General features: G+C 65.0%; 18 protein-coding genes. 14 read left to right on the top strand and 4 right to left on the bottom strand.

Features of this window, described 5'->3' with window-relative positions; genetic code table 11:
* Positions 1 to 36 precede the first annotated feature (36 nt).
* From Q0O95_RS01315 to Q0O95_RS01265, 11 genes are all read left to right on the top strand, one after another.
* On the top strand, positions 37 to 1,647 hold the full coding sequence (locus Q0O95_RS01315) for an ABC transporter substrate-binding protein (protein WP_293694567.1): 1,611 nt from the start codon (positions 37 to 39) through the stop codon (positions 1,645 to 1,647).
* On the top strand, positions 1,647 to 2,612 hold the full coding sequence (locus Q0O95_RS01310) for an ABC transporter permease (protein WP_293694565.1): 966 nt from the start codon (positions 1,647 to 1,649) through the stop codon (positions 2,610 to 2,612). The genes Q0O95_RS01315 and Q0O95_RS01310 overlap by 1 nt, the downstream gene beginning before the upstream one ends.
* Positions 2,609 to 3,481, top strand: a complete 873-nt coding sequence (locus Q0O95_RS01305) for an ABC transporter permease (protein WP_293694564.1) — start codon at positions 2,609 to 2,611, stop codon at positions 3,479 to 3,481. Before Q0O95_RS01310 ends, Q0O95_RS01305 begins: the two co-directional genes overlap by 4 nt.
* Complete coding sequence (locus Q0O95_RS01300) at positions 3,478 to 4,320, top strand: ABC transporter ATP-binding protein (protein ID WP_293694562.1); 843 nt, start codon at positions 3,478 to 3,480, stop codon at positions 4,318 to 4,320. The genes Q0O95_RS01305 and Q0O95_RS01300 overlap by 4 nt, the downstream gene beginning before the upstream one ends.
* Positions 4,317 to 5,048: a dipeptide/oligopeptide/nickel ABC transporter ATP-binding protein gene (locus Q0O95_RS01295; protein WP_293694560.1), complete on the top strand. Its 732-nt coding sequence runs from the start codon at positions 4,317 to 4,319 to the stop codon at positions 5,046 to 5,048. Before Q0O95_RS01300 ends, Q0O95_RS01295 begins: the two co-directional genes overlap by 4 nt.
* The gene (locus tag Q0O95_RS01290) at positions 5,045 to 6,094 is read left to right on the top strand and encodes a P1 family peptidase (RefSeq protein WP_293694558.1); all 1,050 of its coding nucleotides are present in this window, start codon (positions 5,045 to 5,047) and stop codon (positions 6,092 to 6,094) included. The genes Q0O95_RS01295 and Q0O95_RS01290 overlap by 4 nt, the downstream gene beginning before the upstream one ends.
* A 1-nt stretch (position 6,095) precedes the next feature.
* On the top strand, positions 6,096 to 6,794 hold the full coding sequence (locus Q0O95_RS01285; protein ID WP_293694557.1) for an FMN-binding negative transcriptional regulator: 699 nt from the start codon (positions 6,096 to 6,098) through the stop codon (positions 6,792 to 6,794).
* A complete protein-coding gene (locus tag Q0O95_RS01280) occupies positions 6,794 to 7,870 on the top strand; it encodes a C45 family peptidase (RefSeq protein WP_293694637.1) in 1,077 nt (358 codons plus the stop codon). The genes Q0O95_RS01285 and Q0O95_RS01280 overlap by 1 nt, the downstream gene beginning before the upstream one ends.
* A gap of 216 nt (positions 7,871 to 8,086) precedes the next feature.
* On the top strand, positions 8,087 to 9,751 hold the full coding sequence (locus Q0O95_RS01275; protein WP_293694555.1) for an ABC transporter substrate-binding protein: 1,665 nt from the start codon (positions 8,087 to 8,089) through the stop codon (positions 9,749 to 9,751).
* Positions 9,752 to 9,842: 91 nt separating this feature from the next.
* Positions 9,843 to 10,847, top strand: coding sequence for an ABC transporter permease (locus tag Q0O95_RS01270; RefSeq protein WP_293694553.1), 1,005 nt, complete (start codon positions 9,843 to 9,845; stop codon positions 10,845 to 10,847).
* Positions 10,848 to 10,861: 14 nt separating this feature from the next.
* Positions 10,862 to 11,779, top strand: coding sequence for an ABC transporter permease (locus Q0O95_RS01265; protein ID WP_293694635.1), 918 nt, complete (start codon positions 10,862 to 10,864; stop codon positions 11,777 to 11,779).
* 98 nt (positions 11,780 to 11,877) lie between these two features.
* On the opposite strand, the gene Q0O95_RS01260 is transcribed toward Q0O95_RS01265, so the two are convergent.
* The gene (locus Q0O95_RS01260; protein WP_293694551.1) at positions 11,878 to 13,524 is read right to left on the bottom strand and encodes an ABC transporter ATP-binding protein; all 1,647 of its coding nucleotides are present in this window, start codon (positions 13,522 to 13,524) and stop codon (positions 11,878 to 11,880) included.
* Positions 13,525 to 13,551: 27 nt separating this feature from the next.
* Entirely contained in the window at positions 13,552 to 14,502 is a 951-nt protein-coding gene (locus Q0O95_RS01255) for an NADP-dependent oxidoreductase (protein WP_293694549.1), read from the bottom strand.
* Between the two features lie 129 nt (positions 14,503 to 14,631).
* On the opposite strand from Q0O95_RS01255, the gene Q0O95_RS01250 reads away from it, so the two are divergent.
* On the top strand, positions 14,632 to 15,294 hold the full coding sequence (locus Q0O95_RS01250) for a DUF998 domain-containing protein (protein ID WP_293694547.1): 663 nt from the start codon (positions 14,632 to 14,634) through the stop codon (positions 15,292 to 15,294).
* 367 nt (positions 15,295 to 15,661) lie between these two features.
* Here the strand turns inward: Q0O95_RS01250 and Q0O95_RS01245 are convergent, their stop codons facing one another.
* Both Q0O95_RS01245 and Q0O95_RS01240 read right to left on the bottom strand, forming a co-directional pair.
* Positions 15,662 to 16,396: an alpha/beta hydrolase gene (locus Q0O95_RS01245; protein WP_293694545.1), complete on the bottom strand. Its 735-nt coding sequence runs from the start codon at positions 16,394 to 16,396 to the stop codon at positions 15,662 to 15,664.
* Complete coding sequence (locus Q0O95_RS01240; RefSeq protein WP_293694543.1) at positions 16,393 to 16,998, bottom strand: YqaJ viral recombinase family protein; 606 nt, start codon at positions 16,996 to 16,998, stop codon at positions 16,393 to 16,395. Before Q0O95_RS01240 ends, Q0O95_RS01245 begins: the two co-directional genes overlap by 4 nt.
* A 192-nt stretch (positions 16,999 to 17,190) precedes the next feature.
* On the opposite strand from Q0O95_RS01240, the gene Q0O95_RS01235 reads away from it, so the two are divergent.
* Positions 17,191 to 17,934, top strand: a complete 744-nt coding sequence (locus Q0O95_RS01235) for a response regulator transcription factor (RefSeq protein ID WP_293694541.1) — start codon at positions 17,191 to 17,193, stop codon at positions 17,932 to 17,934.
* Positions 17,931 to 19,409, top strand: a complete 1,479-nt coding sequence (locus Q0O95_RS01230; protein WP_293694539.1) for a HAMP domain-containing sensor histidine kinase — start codon at positions 17,931 to 17,933, stop codon at positions 19,407 to 19,409. The genes Q0O95_RS01235 and Q0O95_RS01230 overlap by 4 nt, the downstream gene beginning before the upstream one ends.
* The last annotated feature ends 91 nt before the right edge of the window (positions 19,410 to 19,500 follow it).

Here is a 19,500-nt window from a genome sequence, read left to right as displayed (position 1 = left end):
CTTCGGCGAGATCAAAGAAGATACGGGAGGCACCCAGTGCGCAGCAAGACAAAGACACTCACGGGAGTCGCGGTTGTCGCGGCGCTCGTACTTTCCGCCTGTTCTGGGCAGAATGGCGACAGCGACGACGCGGAGCTGGACCTCCCTGACGGGTACGCGGCATACGACGACCCGTCAGCGGACAGCGCGGGCGGCACGCTCAGCATGCAGCTGGACTACGATACGGCGGAGACAGGAGGGCTCGACCCCGCAACCGCCGAGATCGCGCGCTCCTGGACGATCATGGGGCTCGTGTACGAATCACTCGTCTCCATCGGCCCAGACTTCGAGATCGAGCCGGAGCTCGCGTCCTCGTGGGAACAGCCGGATGAAACCACCTACGTCTTCGACCTGCAGCCCGATGCGACCTTCTCCAATGGCCGCCCGGTGAGCGCCGACGATGTCGTCGGCTCGTTCGAACGGCTCCTGGAGATGGCTGCGCTGTGGGCGGGGCAGCTCGGGCCGATCGAGTCGATCGAGAACACCTCGGAGGGCGACGCGCAACAGGTGACGATCACGCTCGAACGCCCCTATACGCCGCTGCTGGCAGCGCTTGCGAACACTCCTGCGGCCATCCTGCCCATGGAGGAGCTCGAAGCGGGCGACTTCGACCCGGCGGAGGAGATGCTGGGCTCCGGCGCCTTCTCGGTCGCCGATCACCGTCAGGACGAGTACTGGGTGTTCGAAGCGAACCAAGAGTGGTGGAACGCCGACTCGCTGGGTGTCGACGAACTGCGCATCGAAATCTCCGGTGATGACCAGACGCGCCTCGCAGGACTGCGTGACGGGTCGTCGCAGTTCTCGAACTTCTCGAACCCGGATGCTCTGTCGCTGCTGGAGTCGGCGCAGGGTGTGACCGCTGCGAGCCAAACGCAGAGCGACTTCTTCTACTTGATGTTCAATGCTCTCGGTGACTCTGCCATGGCCGATCAGGAGACCCGTCAGCTTGTGAATGCAGCCATCGATCGCGAGCAGCTGGTGGACGTTGCACTCGCGGGTGCCGCGGTCCCGACGGGCGTAACACCGGCGAACCTCCCCGATGCCTGCTCCGCCGAAACCCTGCAGTCGGCGACCACCGAGGTGGAAGCCGGCGCGCTCGAAGGCATGGCGCTATCCCTGCTGGTCTACAACAGCGACCCTTCGCTCGTCGCGATCGGCCAGGTCGTCCAGCAGCAGCTCGAGGCAGCGGGTGCCACAGTCGAGCTCGAAAGCCTCGACTACGGCAGTTATGCCGACCGCGTGTACACAGCACAGCCGGGCCAGTTCGACCTGGCGCTCGGCTGGTTCGCCGGCTACGCGGACCCGTCGATGGTGACGTCGTGGTGGGACCCTGACACGGCCATCTTCAACGCCGGATTCATGGAGTCGCACGACGACCTCAACGCTGCGATAGAGGAGGCACGGGGGCTCGAGCCCGGTGAAGAGCGAGCGGCTGCCCTCCAGACGGTGTGCGAACTCGTCGACGACTACTCCGAGATGGTGCCGCTCGCGACCCGGCCCCAGGTGGTCGGCTACCGATCCGACAGCCTCGGCATCACGCTGCTCTCCGATGAGGGCTACGGCGACTTCCTGCGCGGGATCGTCGACTTCAGGATGCTCGAGTCCTGATGCAGGCGCTGCTGTGGGCGGGGAGGCGGGTCCTGACCGGGCTCGTCACCCTGTTCGGCATCGCAGTCCTGGTATTCATGGCCGCCAGGATCGTGCCCGGCCAGACTGCGGACGTTCTGCTCGGCCCGCTCGCGACCCCCGAGCAGCGTGAGACGCTGACGGAGGAGATGGGGCTGAACGAGGGGCTGCTGACGCAGTTCTCGATCTGGATCGGCAACGTGCTGCAGGGAGACTTCGGCGACTCGATCGTCTCCCGGCAGCCCGTGCTGGAAGAACTCGCACTGCGGCTGCCGGTGACCGCGACGATCGCGCTGCTGGCGCTGTTGATGGCGCTCCTGGTCGGCATCCCGGTCGGCACCGTGCAGGCGCTGCGAGCCAGCCGTAAAGGGGGCGCGGTCGCATCCCGCATCGTGAGCGGCTTGGGCATCAGTGTTCCCGACTTCGTACTCGGCGCACTCGTCGTGCTGGCGTTCTCCACGCTCCCGTTGGGCATCACGATCGGCAATTTTACGTCGGTCACCGACACGTTCTGGCGCGGCGTCGCCTCTTCACTCCTGCCCGCGGCCGTTCTCGCGGTCTTCTGTGCGGCGGCGACCGCACGAACGACGCGCGACGCGGTGCTCGGCGTGCTCGTCGAACCGTACATTCAGGCGGCCGTCGCGCGCGGCGAACGGCCTGCGACGATCGTGCGCCGGCACGTGCTGCGCAACAGTTCGATCCCCATCCTCACGCTGACGGCGACGCTGCTCGCCTACCTTCTCGGAGGAGCCGTCATCATCGAAGGGCTCTTCAACGTTCCCGGTATCGGCTCGTACTTCATCCTCGCCATGGACCGGCGAGACTACGCCGTGATCCAGGCTGGTGTGATGCTGGCGGCCGTCGTGTTCGTGCTGATGAGCCTGCTGGTCGAACTGTCATCCAGCCTCATCGATCCCCGTGTTTCGACGATCGGAAAGGCATCATGACCGGCACGGCCGCAAGTCGGGCGACGGCCGCCGGCGGGCTCCGCAAGCTGCGCACGAGCGATCCCGTATTCTTTACAGCGCTCGGGATGCTGACCCTGCTCATTCTCGCGAGCGTCGCTGGGCGGTTGATTCCCGGTCTCAACGACGGCACGAGCAGTGTCGGGGGCCGGTTCGAAGCACCCAGCCTCGCGCATCCGCTCGGCACCGACGGGCTGGGGCGATCCCTCCTGGCGCGCCTCCTCGAGGGCATCGGTACGACCTTCATGCTCTCGCTCGCCGCCGTCGTCTGCACCGCGATCATCGCGACAGCGCTCGGCATCATCGCCGCGTATGCGGGAGGGTGGGCGCGAGAGATCGTCATGCGAATCGGCGACATCCTCTACGCATTCCCCGCGATCCTGCTCGCGCTGCTCATCGCGGCGTCGCTCGGGCCGGGAGGAACGGCAGCGCTCGCGAGCATCGTGCTCGTCACGGTGCCGCTCATGACGAGAATGGTCGGAGCAGCGGCCGCCCAGGTGGTGCAGCGCGACTTCGTGACGAACGCGCGAATATCCGGTGTCGCGGCACCGCTCATCATGGTGCGGCATGTGCTCGTGAACGTTGCGGGAACCGTGATCGTACAGGCGACCTATGCGCTGAGCGTCGCGATTCTGGTCGAAGGAGGGCTCTCCTTCCTCGGATACGGCGTACAGCTCCCGGCGTCGTCGCTCGGTCTGCTCGCAAGCGAAGGCAACGTGTACATGCTCACGGCGCCCTGGATTCTGATCGCGTCCGGCAGCACGATGGTGATCGCCATCCTCGCCGTGAACCTGCTCGGCGACTGCTTGCGCGACCGGCTCGAGCCACGAAAGGCGGTGGACCTCACGTGAGCCTCATAGAAGTTGACGAGCTGGTCGTCGAGTACGCAACCCGCGATCGCACCGTTCGTGCGCTCGATGGCGCAACGCTTCGCGTCGAACCCGGCGAACGGCTCGCAGTCGTCGGTGAATCCGGCAGCGGGAAATCGACCCTCGGAGCGGCGCTCGGAGCGTTGCTCCCGGCCCCGGCGCGCATCGCCGAAGGCAGCGTTACCGTGCACGGGCAAACGCTTGCCGAACTGGATCGGGATGGGCTCCGCGCGCTGCGCAGAGAGACCCTCGGGTTCATCCCGCAAGATCCCATCGCGACGCTGGATCCGACCAAGCGCATCGGCAAGCAGCTCGCGCTGGTCGTCGGCGATCTCGGCGGCGACACCTCGCGGGGGGCGCTCGCGAACCTGCTGGAAGACGTCCGGATCAACGACCCGGCATCCGTGTTGCGGAGATTCCCGCATCAGCTCTCGGGCGGCATGGCGCAGCGGGTCGCCGTTGCCATCGCGATGGTGCGGAAGCCCAGCGTGCTCGTCGCCGATGAACCGACCGCGGCGCTGGATGCGAACGTCCGGCGAGACGTACTGCGGCTGATCTTCGACATCGCCGCCGAAACGGGAGCGACCGTCATCTGGCTGAGCCACGATTTGGACGCCGTCGCAAAGTGGTGTGAACGGGTCGTGGTCATGTACCGCGGCAAGGTCGTGGAGGACGGACCCGCCGGCGTCGTACTCCAGGAACCGGAGCATCCGTACACGAAGTCACTGCTGGATTCGATGCCGTCGCGGCTGCAGCACGGCGTGGAAGTGCGCACCTATACCGAGATGCTGCGCATGCAAGACGAGGAGGAAGCGGTATGAGCCTGCTCGAACTCGACAGTGTCACGGTGCGCTTCGGTGTCGGCGCACGCGCGGTCGTCGCAATGCAAGACGTCTCCTTCGCCGTCGACGAAGGGGAGACGCTCGGGCTCGTGGGCGAGTCGGGCAGCGGGAAGTCGACGGCGGCGTCCGTCGCGCTCGGGCTCCGGTCTCCGAACTCCGGCGAGGTGCTCTTCGAAGGCGAGCACTTGCGTCGCCGTCGCGCCGCCGGCCGGATGCAGGCCGTGCTCCAGCATCCCGTCTGGGCGCTGAACCCGAGAATGACCGTCGCCGCATCCATCGCCGAACCGCTGCAGGTGCAGACCCGAGGCCGTAAGCAGGTGCGCGACCGGGTGCACGAGATGCTCGAATCGGTCGCGCTCGACGACGATCTCGCAACACGCAGACCCCACGAGCTCTCGGGCGGGCAGCGACAGCGCGTCGCAATCGCCCGTGCGCTCATCACCCGCCCGAGATTCATCGTGTTCGACGAAGCCGTCAGCGCCCTCGACGTTTCGGTTCAGGCGCAGATCCTGCAACTGTTGCGCCGACTGCAGCGGGAGCACGGCTTCGGTGCGCTCTTCATAACCCACGATATGGCCGTCGTCCGCTACATCGCCGACAGCATCTGCGTTATGCGCTCCGGCGAGGTCGTGGAGTCGGCGACGATGGAGGCGTTCGTGGCCGACCCCCAGCATCCGTATTCCCGCACACTCTTGGAGGAACAATGAACAGGACCCACTTCGCACCGCAGAACGACTGGGATGCTTCCCCGCGGCACACGGATCGATCCTCGTTCGAGTCGCTCGCCGTCAACGCCGATGCGTCGCTCACGCCGGTGCCGGGCGATCACGAACGGGTCGTCGAGTTCGATTTTCCGCGCGTGAGCATCGGTGTCGCCGAGTACGCGGAAGGGCCGACGGGCGTCACGGTCGTCGAAGTCGAGGGAGGCGCTCGAACGGCGATCGACGAACGCGGCGGCGCGATCGGCATCACGGGCCGGTACCCGTTCAACCACGCGATCGCGATCGCCGGCGGCAGCGTGCACGGGCTCGCCGCAGCGAGCGGCGTCACGGACGCCCTCCTGGAAGAGCGCGGGCGTCGCACCGGGTTCGGCGACCTCTCGCTTGTGACGGGGGCGTGCATCTACGACTTCGCCGTGCGCGACAACGCGATAACGCCGGACAATGCACTGGGTCGAGCCGCGCACGAGCGCCGGGATGCCCGGCACGTTCCCGTCGGCAGGGCCGGAGCCGGCGTCGGCGGCAGCTGCGGCAAGATGAGCCCGCGCTCGACGGAATGGGCCGGTCAGGGCGCCGCCTTCCGCGAGTTCGGCGGTTTCAAAGTGCTCGCGCTCACCGTCGTCAACGCGGTCGGCGCCGTTATCGATCGAGACGGGACGGTGCTGCGCGGCAACGTGCAACCCGACGGGACACGTCGACACCCCGTCATCGATGGCACGGGACTGTTCGAGAACGAACAGGCATCTCCGGAAGGGCCGCAGACGGGCAACACCACGATCTCCGTCGTCGTCACGAACGCGAAGCTCTCCGACACCGACCTGCGCCAGCTCGCAACGCAGATCCACTCGTCCATGCACCGCGGCATCCAGCCCTTCCACACGCAGCTGGACGGCGACACGCTGTTCCTGCTGACCACCGACGAGGTCGACCTACCCGTCTACAACCCGCGCGACGGCTTGGGGCAGAGCATCGCGTCGTTCGGCGCGATCGCGTCCGAGGTCATGTGGGACGCAATCATCGAGGGCGTTCGCTGACGTGCACACGTATCCGAACTACCACCCACCGGACGGCAGAGCGCTCGTCGATCTGGTGCGCACGACGCCGTTCGCCCTCGCGGTCACCTCGCAGTCGGGAGCGCCGATAGCAACGCACGTTCCCGTCGTCGTTCCTCCCGGCGTGGATCTGCGCGAACGGGATTCGCTGGTCGGCGTGACCCTGTGGTCGCACATGGGCAGACGGAATCGGCACTGGCAGCTCATGCAGGAGTCGCCCGAGGTGCTGCTCATCCACTCCTCTTCGCACGGGTACGTTTCGCCGACGCTCTATCGGAAAGAGGGATCGGTGCCGACGGTCGACTACGCAGCCGTGCACCTGACGGGCACCGTACGCTTGATGCTCGAGGACGAAGACGCGCTCGCGGTCGTCGAGCAGACCGTGGCGCAACTCGAGGGAACACGCGCAGAACAGTGGGACATGACGCCCTCGAAGGGCGTCTTCCGCAACATCATAGGAGGCGTTACGGCCTTCGCGATCACGATAATGGAGGAGCAAGCGGTGTTCAAGCTGAGTCAGGAACAACCGAAGGACATCCGGACTCGGGTCCGCGACGAGTTCGCGGGGGATGTCAAGAGCTCCATCCCGGGATGCCCGCACGCGGATCTCGCGCAGCTCATGGACGCTCTTCCCGAGGACCATGTGAAACGCGGGCACTTCCCACCGGAGGTGGCATCGTGATGCGGGTTATCGAAGTCAGACTGCCGGAGGGAACCCCCGAGCAGCGAGGCGCTGTCTACGGCCGAGCTGTCAGCAGCGAACTGCACGAATCCGTCCGGCTCTACAGGGTGGCATTTCGTGATCTCGGTATCCGGGATGCCGAAGTCGACCGGGTGGTGGCGGCGAGCGCGGAGATGATTCCCGACTACGCTCCCGACCTCTGGCAGGAACTGCAGGGGTTGGCGGAAGGCTCCGGTGCGAGTATGCGCGATCTGCTGCTGCTCAACGCGCGCACGGAGATCCTCGCCTACTCCGACCGCCCGCAGACCGAATGCTCGACGGTTGTCGCCCTCCCTCCCGGACGGACGCCGAGCACGATGCAGACCTGGGACTGGCAGGGCGAACTCGCCCCGACCGGCACGCTGCTCGAGATTCCGCTCGGTCACCGCGTCGTGCGCACCTTCACGGAAACCGGGATGCTCGGAAAGATCGGTGTCACGGAGGGCCTCGGCGTGCACTTCAACATCCTCAACCACGAGAGTGACCGAACCGATGCCGGAGTTCCGGTGCACGTGCTCATGCGCATGATCCTCGACCGGGCCGAGACCGTCGAAGAGGCGGTCGAGATCGCTCGCGCAACTCCCGTGTCCGCCTCGACCGTGCTGACCGTCGTGCAGCCGGGGAGCGACCTGGGCGACGCGCACGCGGTCAGTATCGAGCTGTCGCCGGCGGGAGTCGCAGTGGTCGAGCCCGAGGACGGACTGCTCGTCCACACGAATCACTTCATCGATCCGTCGCTCGCGCAGGGGGAGGCGAACCCCGACGACGCATCGACGACGAAGCAACGCTACCGCCACACTGCCGAACAGCGGGATGCCCTGCTGACGGCCCGCGATCCCTATGCGATGGCGGAGGCCTTCTGCGGCAGCGTAGGTGAAAATGCGCCCGTGTGCATGCGGCCGAAACCGGGCGCCGCGCGCTACGAGCGATGGGAGTCGCTCATCACGATCGCGTTGGATGTCGAGGCCGCGGCGATGGACTGGGTGGTGGGACCTCCCAGCGGATTCGCACCCGGCCGAGCCGCCCGCTTCGACTAAGAGGTCGCGCCAGTAGGCTGCGGTGTGCGAAGTCGACACGCCCGGTGATCCGCGGTAGCGCACGGGCGACCCATCCGCGTCGTCGTGGAACGAAACCCGATCGTAATCTTCGGTCGGAGCGAAGCGTTTCTGGACGCGCTACGATTGCCCCTATGCACGCTCACCGTGGAGCGGTTGGTGCGTGCGATCTGTTTTCTCAATGAAAGGCCCAGTACCGTGAGCATCAAACCTCAGAAGCGGCGCCTCAAGGCGGGGATCGCGGGCGGAGCTGCCCTCGCCATCGCCCTGACAGGCTGCGTGGAGAGTCAGCGAGACGGCGACGGGGACGCTCCCGCAGACGACGTCAACTCGACGTTCATCTTCGCCGCCTCGTCCGACCCATCCGGTCTCGACCCGGCGTTCGCCAACGACGGAGAGACATTCCGTATCTCGCGCAACATTTTCGAAGGCCTCGTGGGCGTCGAGCCCGGTGGCGCGGACCCGGCACCTCTGCTGGCAACCGAGTGGGAGGCGAGCGAAGACGGCACCTCCTACACGTTCCAGTTGCAGGACGGCGTCACCTTCCACGACGGCACCGAGTTCAACTCGGAGGCGGTCTGCGCCAACTTCGAGCGTTGGTACAACTGGGAGGGTCTCCCGGCAGCGGAGAGCATGTCGTACTACTACGGCAACCTCTTCCAGGGCAACCGCGGCGACGAGAACGCACTCTACGAGTCGTGCTCCGCCGACGAAGAGCTCGTCGCAACTGTGAACCTCACGCGTCCGTTCACGGGATTCATCCCCGCACTGTCGCTCCCGGCATTTGCAATGCAGAGCCCTTCGGCCATGGAAGAGTACGGCGCGGATGACATGGGCGGCACCGAGGACGCCCCGCAGTACAGCGAGTACGCAGAAGCGCACCCGTCTGGCACCGGTCCGTTCACGTTCGACTCGTGGTCGCCCGGCTCCGAAGTCGTGCTGCAGGCCAACCCCGACTACTGGGGCGAGCAGGGGCAGGTGCAGGAGGTCGTGTTCAGGGTCATCGACGACCCCACGGCACGCCGCCAGGCACTTGAAGCCGGCGACATCGACGGGTACGACCTCGTTGCTCCGGCAGACACGGAAGCCCTCGAGAGCGCCGGCTACAACATCATGCAGCGTGACCCGTTCACGATTCTGTACCTCGGCTTCAACCAGCAGATCGAAGAACTCGCAGACCCACTGGTACGCGAGGCGATCACGCACGCGATCGACCGCGAGGCACTCGTGTCGCAGGTGCTGCCCGAGGGAACCGAGGTCGCATCGCAGTTCATTCCGCCGGTTGTGAACGGCTACAACGATGATGTCACCACCTACGATCACGATCCCGAGCTCGCTCGCGATCTGCTCGAGCAGGCCGGCTACGCTGATGGCTTCGAGCTGGACTTCAACTACCCCGTGAACGTCTCGCGCCCGTACATGCCGAACCCGGAGCAGATCTTCACCGCTCTCTCCTCCCAGCTCGAGGAAGTCGGCATCACGGTGAACCCGATCGCCAGTGAGTGGGTCGAGTACATCGACCTGATGCAGGGATCGCCGGACCACGGCATCCACCTCCTCGGCTGGACGGGTGACTACAACGACACCGACAACTTCATCGGCGTCTTCTTCGGCAGCTACTCGAACGAGTGGGGCTTCGAAGACGACGAGCTGTTCTCGGCGCTCGCGGACGCGCGTACGCTGACCGACCCGGATGAAGCGAACTCCGTGTACCAGGACATCAACCAGCAGATCGCCGAGGCGATGCCCGGTGTTCCGCTGGCCCACCCGGCACCGTCGCTCGCGTTCAATGAGCGCGTTGAGTCCTATCCGGCGAGCCCCGTCAATGACGAGGTGTACAACGAGATCGTGCTCAGCGAGTAGGATCGATCGACTCGGCGGATGCCGCGAGCCAGTTCCCGGCCGCGGCATCCGCCACGATCGGCATCTATAACCACTAACGGAGAAGCTCGAAGTGCTGAGAACCATCGGCAAACGCATATTGCTGTTGATCCCAACCCTGTTCGGGTTAACCGTCCTGCTCTTCCTCTGGGTGAGAGCGCTGCCCGGCGGACCGGCTGCGGCGCTGCTGGGGGAGCGCGCCACCCCCGAAGCGGTGGAGCGCATCAACGAGGCGTACGGGTTCGACAGGCCGCTGCACGAGCAGTACGTCACCTGGCTGGGGAGGCTCCTGCAGGGTGACTTCGGCAATTCGATCAGCACTCGAAGGCCAGTGCTGGAAGAGTTCGCGAACCGGTTCCCGGCGACGATCGAGCTCTCGGTACTCGCACTGATCATCGCGGTCGGAATCGGCATCCCGCTCGGATACTGGGCGGCAAGGAAGCACGGCAAGATCCTCGACCACCTCATGGTCGGCGGCAGCCTGCTCGGCATCACGATTCCCGTCTTCTTCCTCGCCTTCATGCTCAAGTGGTTGTTCGCGGTGCAGCTCGGCTGGCTGCCGACGACGGGGCGCCAGGATCGAGGCATCGACGCAACCCACGCAACCGGTTTCTACGTTCTGGACGGCTTGCTCACGGGTGAGTTCGATGCGGCCCTGAACGCGCTGACGCACTTGCTGCTACCGGCTCTCGCGCTCTCGACGATCCCGCTGGCCATCATCGTGCGCATCACGAGGGCCTCCGTGCTCGAGGTCCTGGGCGCCGACTACGTCAGGACGGGGCGTGCGAAGGGAATCGCGAGCAAGATCATCCGCAACCGCTTCGTGCTGCGCAACGCGATGCTGCCGGTTGTGACCACGATCGGACTGCAGGCGGGGCTCCTGATCTCCGGAGCGGTGTTGACGGAGACCGTCTTCGCCTTCCCGGGAGTCGGAGGGTTCCTCGCAACCGCGATCTTCGCACGTGACTTCCCGGTCTTGCAGGGCTTCGTGCTCTTCATCGCGCTCGCCTATGCGATCATCAACCTCCTGGTCGATATCTCGTATAGCTTCATCGATCCGAGAGTGAGGGTCCAGTGAGTACGGCAGGCGTCATCCCCGTCGCACCCGGGGGACCAGAGGACGGTGCGGGAGCCCGCAGAAGCGGCAGTTACTGGAGTGACATCTTCCGGCGTCTGCGTCGCAATCCGGGAGCCTGGACGGGAGCTATCGTCGTCGCTCTCTTCGTGCTGGTCGCGATTTTCGCGCCGTGGCTCGCCCCGTACCCCGAGCTCGCGAGCCCGGCCAGGGAGCATCTGACCCCTACGTATCTGCCGGGTATCGGCGAAATTCCGGGATACCCCCTCGGCATCGACCGCTTCGGCGGCGACGTCCTCTCGAAGCTGATCTGGGGAGCACGAGCCTCCCTCGTGATCGGTATCGTCTCGACGCTGTTCGGCCTCGTCGGCGGCATGCTTCTCGGTGCGATCGCCGGCGCGTTCGGCAAATGGGTCGACACCGTGATCATGCGGTTCGTCGACATTCTGCTGTCTGTGCCGAATCTGCTGCTGGCCGTTTCGATCGCCGCGATTCTCGGCCCAACGCCGCTTGCCGTGATGATCGCCATCGGAGTTGCGCAGGTGCCGATCTTTGCCCGCCTGCTGCGTTCGTCGATGCTCCAGCAGCGGGAGGCCGACTACGTGCTGGCCGCCCGCACGCTCGGGCTCGGAAGGGGTCGCGTGACGATGTCGCACCTCCTGCCGAACTCCGTCGGGCCCGTAATCGTGCAGGCGACGCTGACGCTCGCAACCGCTGTTATCGATGCGGCGGCGCTCTCGTTCCTGGGGCTCGGCGGCGGTCGCCCCGAGACCGCGGAGTGGGGCAGGATGCTGACCTACGCTCAGAACGAGCTTGCGATTGCACCGCAGCTGGCGTTCCTGCCCGGCTTGTGCATCATGATCACGGCCTTCGGCTTCACGCTGTTCGGCGAGGCGCTGCGCGAGGCGATGGACCCGAGGTCCCGGAAACGCTAACGCGGTCGCACCCTGTTCGGGGCGGGGTTCGGGTCGGAATTCTTCGGAAATACCGACTCAAACACCGCCTTGAATGCTGCTGCGTCCCTGAGCTGGCGCTAGCTCGCGATTTTGAGCTCGTTGCCGGGAATCGAAGCGAGCAGCTTGCGCGTATACGGGTCGCGGGGATTGGTGAAGATCTCTTCGCTCGTCGCCGCCTCGACGAGCTTCCCGTCTTGCATCACGGCGACGTAGTCGCTGATGAGCCGTACGACGGCGAGATCGTGGGAGATGAAGAGGTAGCTGAGCCCCAAATCCTTCTGCAGGTCGCCGAGCAGGCGCAGAATCTGATCCTGCACCAGCACATCCAGCGCTGATACCGGCTCGTCGCAGACGATCAAGTCGGGTGAGAGGGCGAGCGCCCGTGCAATGGCGACGCGCTGTCGCTGGCCGCCGGAAAGCTCGGAGGGGTACCGCCGCGCCATGTCGCTCGGCAGGGCAACGTGGTCGAGCAGCTCGCGAACGCGCTTCTGCCGTTCGGTCTTCGTGCCCTTCTTGTAGAAATCGAGTGGTTCCTGGATGATGCGCTCGATTGTGAACATCTGGTTCAGCGAGGAATACGGGTCCTGGAAGACGGGCTGCACCCGCTGCCGGAACTCCCGCTGCTCCGCCCGTGAGAGCCCGAAGACGTCTTTGCCCTCGAAGCGCACGGTGCCGCTCGTGGGCTCGTACGCCTTCAGGAGCATCCTGGCGGTCGTTGTCTTGCCGGAGCCGGATTCGCCCACGATGGACACCGTCGTGCCGCGCGGCACTTTCAGCGAGACATCGTCGACCGCCTTGAACGGTTCTCGTCGACCGCGTATCTGGAATTCCTTCGTGACGTTCTCGAACTCGACGATCGTATCCACGGTGCCGTCCGTCGCGGTGTCACCGTGGTCGATGAAGTCTTCCGGAGCGAGCCGCGCCATAGCGACGGAAGGGGCCGCTTTCACGAGCGACTGCGTGTACGCGTGCTGAGGGTCTTCGAGAATCTGCTTCGCGGGCCCCTGTTCGACGACTCGTCCGCGGTGCATGACCACGACCTGCTGTGCACGCTCGGCAGCGAGCCCGAGGTCGTGCGTGATCAACAGGACGGAGGTGCCGATCTCGCGCGTCATCTCGTCGAGCTGATCAAGGATCGTCCGCTGTACTGTCACGTCGAGTGCGCTGGTCGGCTCATCCGCGATGAGCAGCTCGGGCTGGCAGGCGAGCCCGATCGCGATGAGCGCGCGCTGGCGCATCCCGCCGGAGAACTCGTGCGGGTACTGCTTTGCGCGCTCGGCGGCATTCGGGAGACCCGCGGCTTCGAGCGTCGCAACGACCTTCTCGTCGATGTTCTTCTTCGTGGCGAGGCCATGGGCGAGCAGCGTCTCCGCGACCTGCGTGCCGATCTTCGCGACGGGGTTCAGATTCGACATCGGGTCCTGCGGCACGAGGCCGATACGACGGCCGCGGATGGAGCGCATCTTCGATTCGCTCGCACCGACCAGCTCTTCGCCGTCGAGGCGGATGCTGCCCGCGCCGACGCGTCCGTTGCCGGGTAGCAGGCCGATAACCGACATCGCCGTCGTCGACTTGCCCGAGCCGGACTCGCCCACGATGGCCAAGGTTTCGCCCGCGCCGATCGAGAGGCTCGCCTCGTGCACGGCCGTGACGTTGCCATCCTGCGTTGTGAACTCGACCTTCAGGCCCTCGACTTCCAGCAGCGGCTTCTTCGCATCGCTCATAGGACTATCTTGCCGTGTCGGCGAACGCTAAGCCACTTTGAGCACGAGCTTGCCGCGCGTGTGCCCGCTCGATTGGGCCTCGATGGCCGACTCGATGTCTTCCAGCGCGAACACGTCGTCGACGTGCACCCTCACATCCCCGTTGTCGAGCAGCCGCCCTATCGTCGCGAGATTCTCGCGATCGGGTTCGACTTTGATGTGCGAGTAGCGCATACCGGCTCGCTCTGCGGCCTCTGCGTAGCCCGGCCACGACCCCGTCGGGATGTTCAGGTACAGCCCGTCGCTCTTCAATACGTTGAGGGAACGCGAACCGGTGTCGTCTTGCACGTTGCCGACGAGGTCGACGACGACGTCGACCTTCTGCGTAGTTTCTTCGAAGCGTTGAGCCCGGTAGTCGATGACCTCGTCTGCTCCGAGCTCGCGCAGGAAGTCCAGGTTGCGTTCGGAGGCCGTCGCGATGACGTGCGCGCCGAAGAAGCGAGCGAACTGGACCGCGAAGTGGCCTACCCCTCCTGCCCCGGCATGGACCAGGATGCGCTGCCCCGTTCGCGCTTTCGCGACCCGCACGACGGCATCCCATGCGGTGAGCCCTGCGCACGGAACAGCAGCGGCCTCTTCGAAAGTCAGCGACTCGGGCTTGCGAGCGATCTGCAGCGTAGACACCGCCGCCTGCTCTGCGAACGAGCCGCCGCTGCGGCCGGGGTTCGCGATCCCGAAGACAGCGTCACCGGCCTGGAGCTCGTGAGCCTCGTACGGCGACTGCGCGACGGTGCCCGCGAAGTCATTGCCAGGGACCCAGGGGAAGAGCTTCACGGCGGGCGCGACGCCCTTGCCGCGGATGCTCTTCCAATCGATGGGGTTTATTCCCGCCGCTCGTACGTCGACGAGTGCTTCGTTCATGAGAGCGATGGGCGCCTCGACGTCGGTGACCGAAGGAACGGCGTCTGGGCCGAGCGATTGGAGAGCTACTGCACGCATGTCTCCAAGCTATCGGAATCGGGAATCGACGTGCGAGAGATATGACGCACTGTTGCACTGAGTTTCGCAATAATGGCGGGTGCTCGTTCGACGTCCGACACGGTCCGCGGCTGGGATACGCTCGAAGATGTGGGGATCAGTCGCATGGCGCTTGAGCGAGTGGTCGCACTCGCCGTGGTTCTGTTGCTGGCCGGTGGTGGCGGCATCATGGTCGCTCAGCGAGCCCATCACGACCGGTGGTACTACATTTCGGAGTTCGGTGCCCAGGGACTCTTGACCGAGAGCGATTTCAAAACCGGCTTCACGATGCTGGCGCTCGGGTTTCTTCTTTCAGCCTGGCCGTTGCGTCGCGTTCGAACGAAACCGCTGCCGGCCTGGATCACCATCGCGCTTGCGGCGCTCGCCTTCCTTGTCGCGAGCCAGGTGAACTGTACGGAGAACTGCCCGGGGCTCGGCAACCCGGACGCAACAGCTCAAGATCTCGTGCACATCTGGTTCGCGATCTTCGGTTTCGTGCTCGGATGCCTTGCGATGCTCCAGATCGCATTCACGGGGTCACGTCGGTTCAGAGTCGTGACGATCGTTGCAGCTGTGCTGATCGGCGTGATCGCGGGCACGGGAGGACTCCTCTCGCTTGCGGGCAGCACCTCCGAGCTGGGGGCGATCGCCGAACACGTCGCTGCCGGTATCGGTGTTCTGTGGCTGATGGTGCTCGTGCTCGTCGAATCGAATCGGTATGTGCCGAAATCGGTCGAGGACCGATTTCCTGACGGGCAGGGATCCTCCGAGTAGGTGAACTTTTGGAAGGGCTTTCGGGGAAGGGTGGTGAACCGAATTCCTGACGGGCAGGGATCTCCGGGTAGGTAGACCCTTGGAGGTGCCGTTGTCAAAGGGTCGAGGACCGATTTCCTGCAAGGCAGGGATCTCCGAGCAGGTAAACCTTTGGAGCGGCACAGTGGTTGGGAAGAGCCGCGTGCTTCAACCGGTTTCGACACTCTCAGCGAATCATCGGCTCCAGACGGTTATTACGGGTCTAGACGCCGTCTCAACCGATAAAATCCGTCTGGGCGCGCAGATCTCCGCTTCAAGCTCAACCCCTATCCGCGCGATCTGAGCCGCGTGGGTCTCGCAGTAACCGGACCGATCAACGTCACCTTGGTCAGCGTACGCCGACCAGGTAGGTCGCGAGTTCGTTCTGAATCCAGGCATCGACGGCGTGCGGATTGCGGCCGCGGTCGGGCGTGACCCGCATGGCGGCCCCGAGGAGGTGTTGCCACTGCTGCGCGAGCCAGAGCGGGTGCACGGGGTCGGTCGGGTCGGCGATGACCATGGCGGCGACATCCAGATCGGCGAACTCGTCTTCGCGATACGCCGCATACATCGGGATCTCGCTGAACCGCGCTCTGCGCTCGGCCGCATTCGGTTCCTGAATCAACTGCAGCGCTTCATTGGCGGCTGCCCGCGAGGACCTGCGGATGTCGTTGAAGACGCCGCTGGTCTCGAAACGCTGCACGGCATCCCGCGGATGGCCCCCCAGCAACTCGGCGATAACGGGGTACACGGTCAGGTTCTCGGGCAGTGATCTGGGCCCGAACGACGGGCGAATCGCAACGAAACGGTCGATCTTGTGCAGCCGCGACAGCACGAGGCGCAGACCGATCGCGGCACCGAGCCCGACGCCGATAATGGTGAGCGGGTTCTCGGACGCCCGCTCGGGCATCCCTTCGGCCACTGTCCGCGCGAGTCGATAGAGCGAGAGATCGTCGAGGTCGTCCGGCACAGGGTTCACTCCGTGAGCGGGGAGGTCGGGCGCCCATACGTCCGGCATGGCCGGCATCATCGGAATGAGCTGTCGCGAGGTACCACCAAGATCGTGGAGCACCAGGGCGGTCACGGTGCGCTCGTCCCCATCGCCTGCAGCAACAGGTTGGCGCGCTGCACCAGGACTTCGATTTCGCTGTCGTTGCGATCGATCCAGAGGTATTGCGGTTCACCGAGCGGCGCGAAGTCGCGGTGCTGCTCCCACACGAACAGCGTGCGCTCCGCCCCCAGTACATACTGCTGCCACCAGATCTGACGCAGATAGTTCGCCGGCGGCTTGCGGAGCGGCTTCGAGGTGGTCTTGATCTCGCAGAGCGTGAGACCATCCACGCTGAGGCCGTCGGGAGTCGCGAGGTGCCGACGTTCGCGCGTCGAGTGGAACAGTGCATCGCTAGATTCGAGCGGGAATCGCTCAGCAACCCACTTGGCAATGTGCGGCTCGCGCTCCTTGCCGTGATCGGTGTAGCGGTTGCCGGAGAATCCGTTGCCGCCCGTGCGCTTCTCCCAAGCGACCGACTGGAGTGCCTTCGGTGAACTCAGGCGGGCGGCATCCGTCGCGGTGACTCCCATGGCCCTGTGGCGCAGCCACGAGACACGATCTGATGAGCGGGCCAGGATTCGCTGCAGGTGCAGCGGTTCCGCCGGTGCGAAGAGGTCGAGCTGCGAATCCTGCATGCGAACTATCTTGGCACCAACCACAGTCTCGAGGGTGAGCGACGCTCTGGCTATCGCGACCGCTCCGTCGCTTATCCCCGTTTCGAGTACTCGGGCATCGGAATTTCACGAAGGTGCCGGACACAGAGATCACATAGAAAACCAGGCTCGCTACATAGCACTCGCATAGAGAACGCACGATAATGGAGAAGTATGACGGAATCAGCGCAAGAGCACCTCCGCGCCCAGCCGCGATTGACGCGCCCCGACGGGTCGCCGATCCGGGTTGTCGTGGTCGATGACGAGCAGTCGCTCGCCGACCTGGTCTCCATGGGCCTGAAGTACGAGGGATGGGAGGTACGCACGGCTGCGAACGGCCAGCAGGCACTCCAAGCGGTCCGTGAATTCCGGCCGGACGCTGTCGTCCTCGACATCATGCTGCCCGACTTCGACGGGCTCCAGGTGCTGCAGCGGATGCGCGGCGCGGGCTTCGACATGCCGGTGCTGTTCCTGACCGCGAAGGACTCGCTGGAAGACCGAGTCACCGGTCTGACAGCGGGCGGCGACGACTACGTGACGAAGCCCTTCGGCATCGAAGAGGTCGTCGCAAGGCTGCGGGGTCTCATCCGACGCAGTGCATCGATTGCGGAGGAATCGAGTGTTCTGTGGGTCGGCGACCTCATGCTCGACGAGGACAGTTATGAAGTGCAGCGCGACGGAACAGCCGTCGAACTGACAGCGACCGAATTCGAACTGCTGCGCTACCTCATGCGCAACCCCCGACGTGTGCTCTCCAAGGCGCAGATTCTCGACCGCGTCTGGTCGTACGACTTCGGCGGGCGCGCATCCGTAGTCGAGCTCTATATCTCGTACCTGCGCAAGAAGATCGATACGCTCGGCGAACCCATGATCCACACCGTCCGCGGTGTCGGGTACCAGATCCGCCCCGCGTCGTGACACGGGCAGGCGTCGGAGTCGCCCGACGGTCGCGCTTCAGCAGCTGGTCTCTGCGGAAGCGACTGCTGGTCGTCACCATCGCCCTGTTCATGCTCTTGACAGTTGCTGTCACGGTGACGAGCATGCTTGTCATGCGTTCCGTCCTGCTGGATCGGCTCGACGACCAAGTTCGCGAATACGGGATGCGCATGCAGACCGAAGCCGAGCAATCGTTCCGCGACCATCGTGCTCAGCAGCTTGATCCGCGCAGTCCAATCGGCACGGTCGGCGTGCTCCAGATAGAGGGCATTACCCAGCAGAGCTTTTACATCACGGGCGGAGGCCGGACCGAAAGCCTCACGCCGCCCCAGACGGCACGCCTCGTCGGCAGCTCCCCGGGCATCGAGGAGGAACCCTACACGGCATCGCTCGATGTTCGAGGCGACTACCGAGCCATTGAACTCCCGGTCGGGAACAGCCAGAATATTCGGCTGTTCGTGGCACTGCCCATGGCCGACATGAACCAAACCATGCTGGCCATGACGATGGTCATCGCCACGAGCGCAATCGCGGCGGCGACGCTGCTGGTTGCACTCGCCGATGTCACGATCAGGCGAGCCATGCGGCCGCTGACGAACGTCGTCCTCACGACCGAACGCGTATCGCAGTTGCCGCTCGACTCGGGCGATGTGCACATGTCGAACCGTGTGCGCATCGATGACCCGGCGACCGAGGTCGGTCGCGTCGGCGAGAGCGTCAACCGCATGCTCAATCACATCGAGACTTCACTCGGAGCCCGCGCAGCCAGCGAGAACAGGATGCGACAGTTCGTCGCCGACGCCTCGCACGAATTGCGCACACCCCTGGCAGCGGTCAAGGGCTATGCCGAGATCACGCGAAAACACGAACTCGGGATGTCCGATGACGCGCGGCTGTCGTTGAAGCGAATAGAGGGAGCTGCGAACAGGATGTCGGCTCTCGTGCACGATTTGCTGCTGCTTGCGCGACTCGACGAGGGGCGCGAAGTGACCTTCGCTGAGGTCGACCTGTCGAAGCTGGTGGTGGAGGCGGTCGCAGACGCGCAGGCCGCCGGGCGCGAGTATCCCGTCGGGTTGGACCTGCCGGAAGAGCCCGTCGTGGTGCAGGGCGACGTGCTTCGGCTTCAGCAAGTGCTTGCGAACCTGCTCGCGAACGCGCGCGTGCACACGCCGGAGGGCACGAGCATCGACGTGAGCCTTGGTCTGGACGGTCAGGATGCGCTGGTGACGATCGCCGACAACGGGCCCGGCATCAGCGTCGAGCTCGCCGAGAAGCTCTTCGGTCGCTTCGTGCGCGGCGATGCCTCGCGTTCTCGGGAAGCGGGCTCATCGGGCCTGGGTCTCGCGATCGTGAAGGCGATCGTGGAGGCGCACGGCGGTCAGATCTCCGCAGCAAACCGGGAGGAGGCGTCTGGTGCGGTCTTCACTGTGCGTCTACCTCTCGCAGAAGACACTTGAGGGTATGGCCGGGTTGGGTGTCACGATGCCTGGCAGGCGGCTTCTCCGGTTTGTAACGAAATACTGACGTTTCGATCAGGTGAACCGAATT

It is taken from the genome of uncultured Agrococcus sp., assembly GCF_945915485.1.
Taxonomy (GTDB): domain Bacteria; phylum Actinomycetota; class Actinomycetes; order Actinomycetales; family Microbacteriaceae; genus Agrococcus.
Note: the sequence above shows the minus strand (reverse complement) of the source record. Positions and strands in the feature narration are given on the sequence as shown.

Bases quoted from the DNA above. Each gene is read 5' to 3' on its own strand.
- Q0O95_RS01310 (WP_293694565.1), top strand. From the start codon at position 1,647: ATGCAGGCGCTGCTGTGGGCGGGGAGGCGGGTCCTGACCGGGCTCGTC.
- Q0O95_RS01305 (WP_293694564.1), top strand. From the start codon at position 2,609: ATGACCGGCACGGCCGCAAGTCGGGCGACGGCCGCCGGCGGGCTCCGC.
- Q0O95_RS01295 (WP_293694560.1), top strand. From the start codon at position 4,317: ATGAGCCTGCTCGAACTCGACAGTGTCACGGTGCGCTTCGGTGTCGGC.
- Q0O95_RS01290 (WP_293694558.1), top strand. From the start codon at position 5,045: ATGAACAGGACCCACTTCGCACCGCAGAACGACTGGGATGCTTCCCCG.
- Q0O95_RS01280 (WP_293694637.1), top strand. From the start codon at position 6,794: ATGCGGGTTATCGAAGTCAGACTGCCGGAGGGAACCCCCGAGCAGCGA.
- Q0O95_RS01260 (WP_293694551.1), bottom strand. From the start codon at position 13,524: ATGAGCGATGCGAAGAAGCCGCTGCTGGAAGTCGAGGGCCTGAAGGTC.
- Q0O95_RS01255 (WP_293694549.1), bottom strand. From the start codon at position 14,502: ATGCGTGCAGTAGCTCTCCAATCGCTCGGCCCAGACGCCGTTCCTTCG.
- Q0O95_RS01240 (WP_293694543.1), bottom strand. From the start codon at position 16,998: ATGCAGGATTCGCAGCTCGACCTCTTCGCACCGGCGGAACCGCTGCAC.
- Q0O95_RS01235 (WP_293694541.1), top strand. From the start codon at position 17,191: ATGACGGAATCAGCGCAAGAGCACCTCCGCGCCCAGCCGCGATTGACG.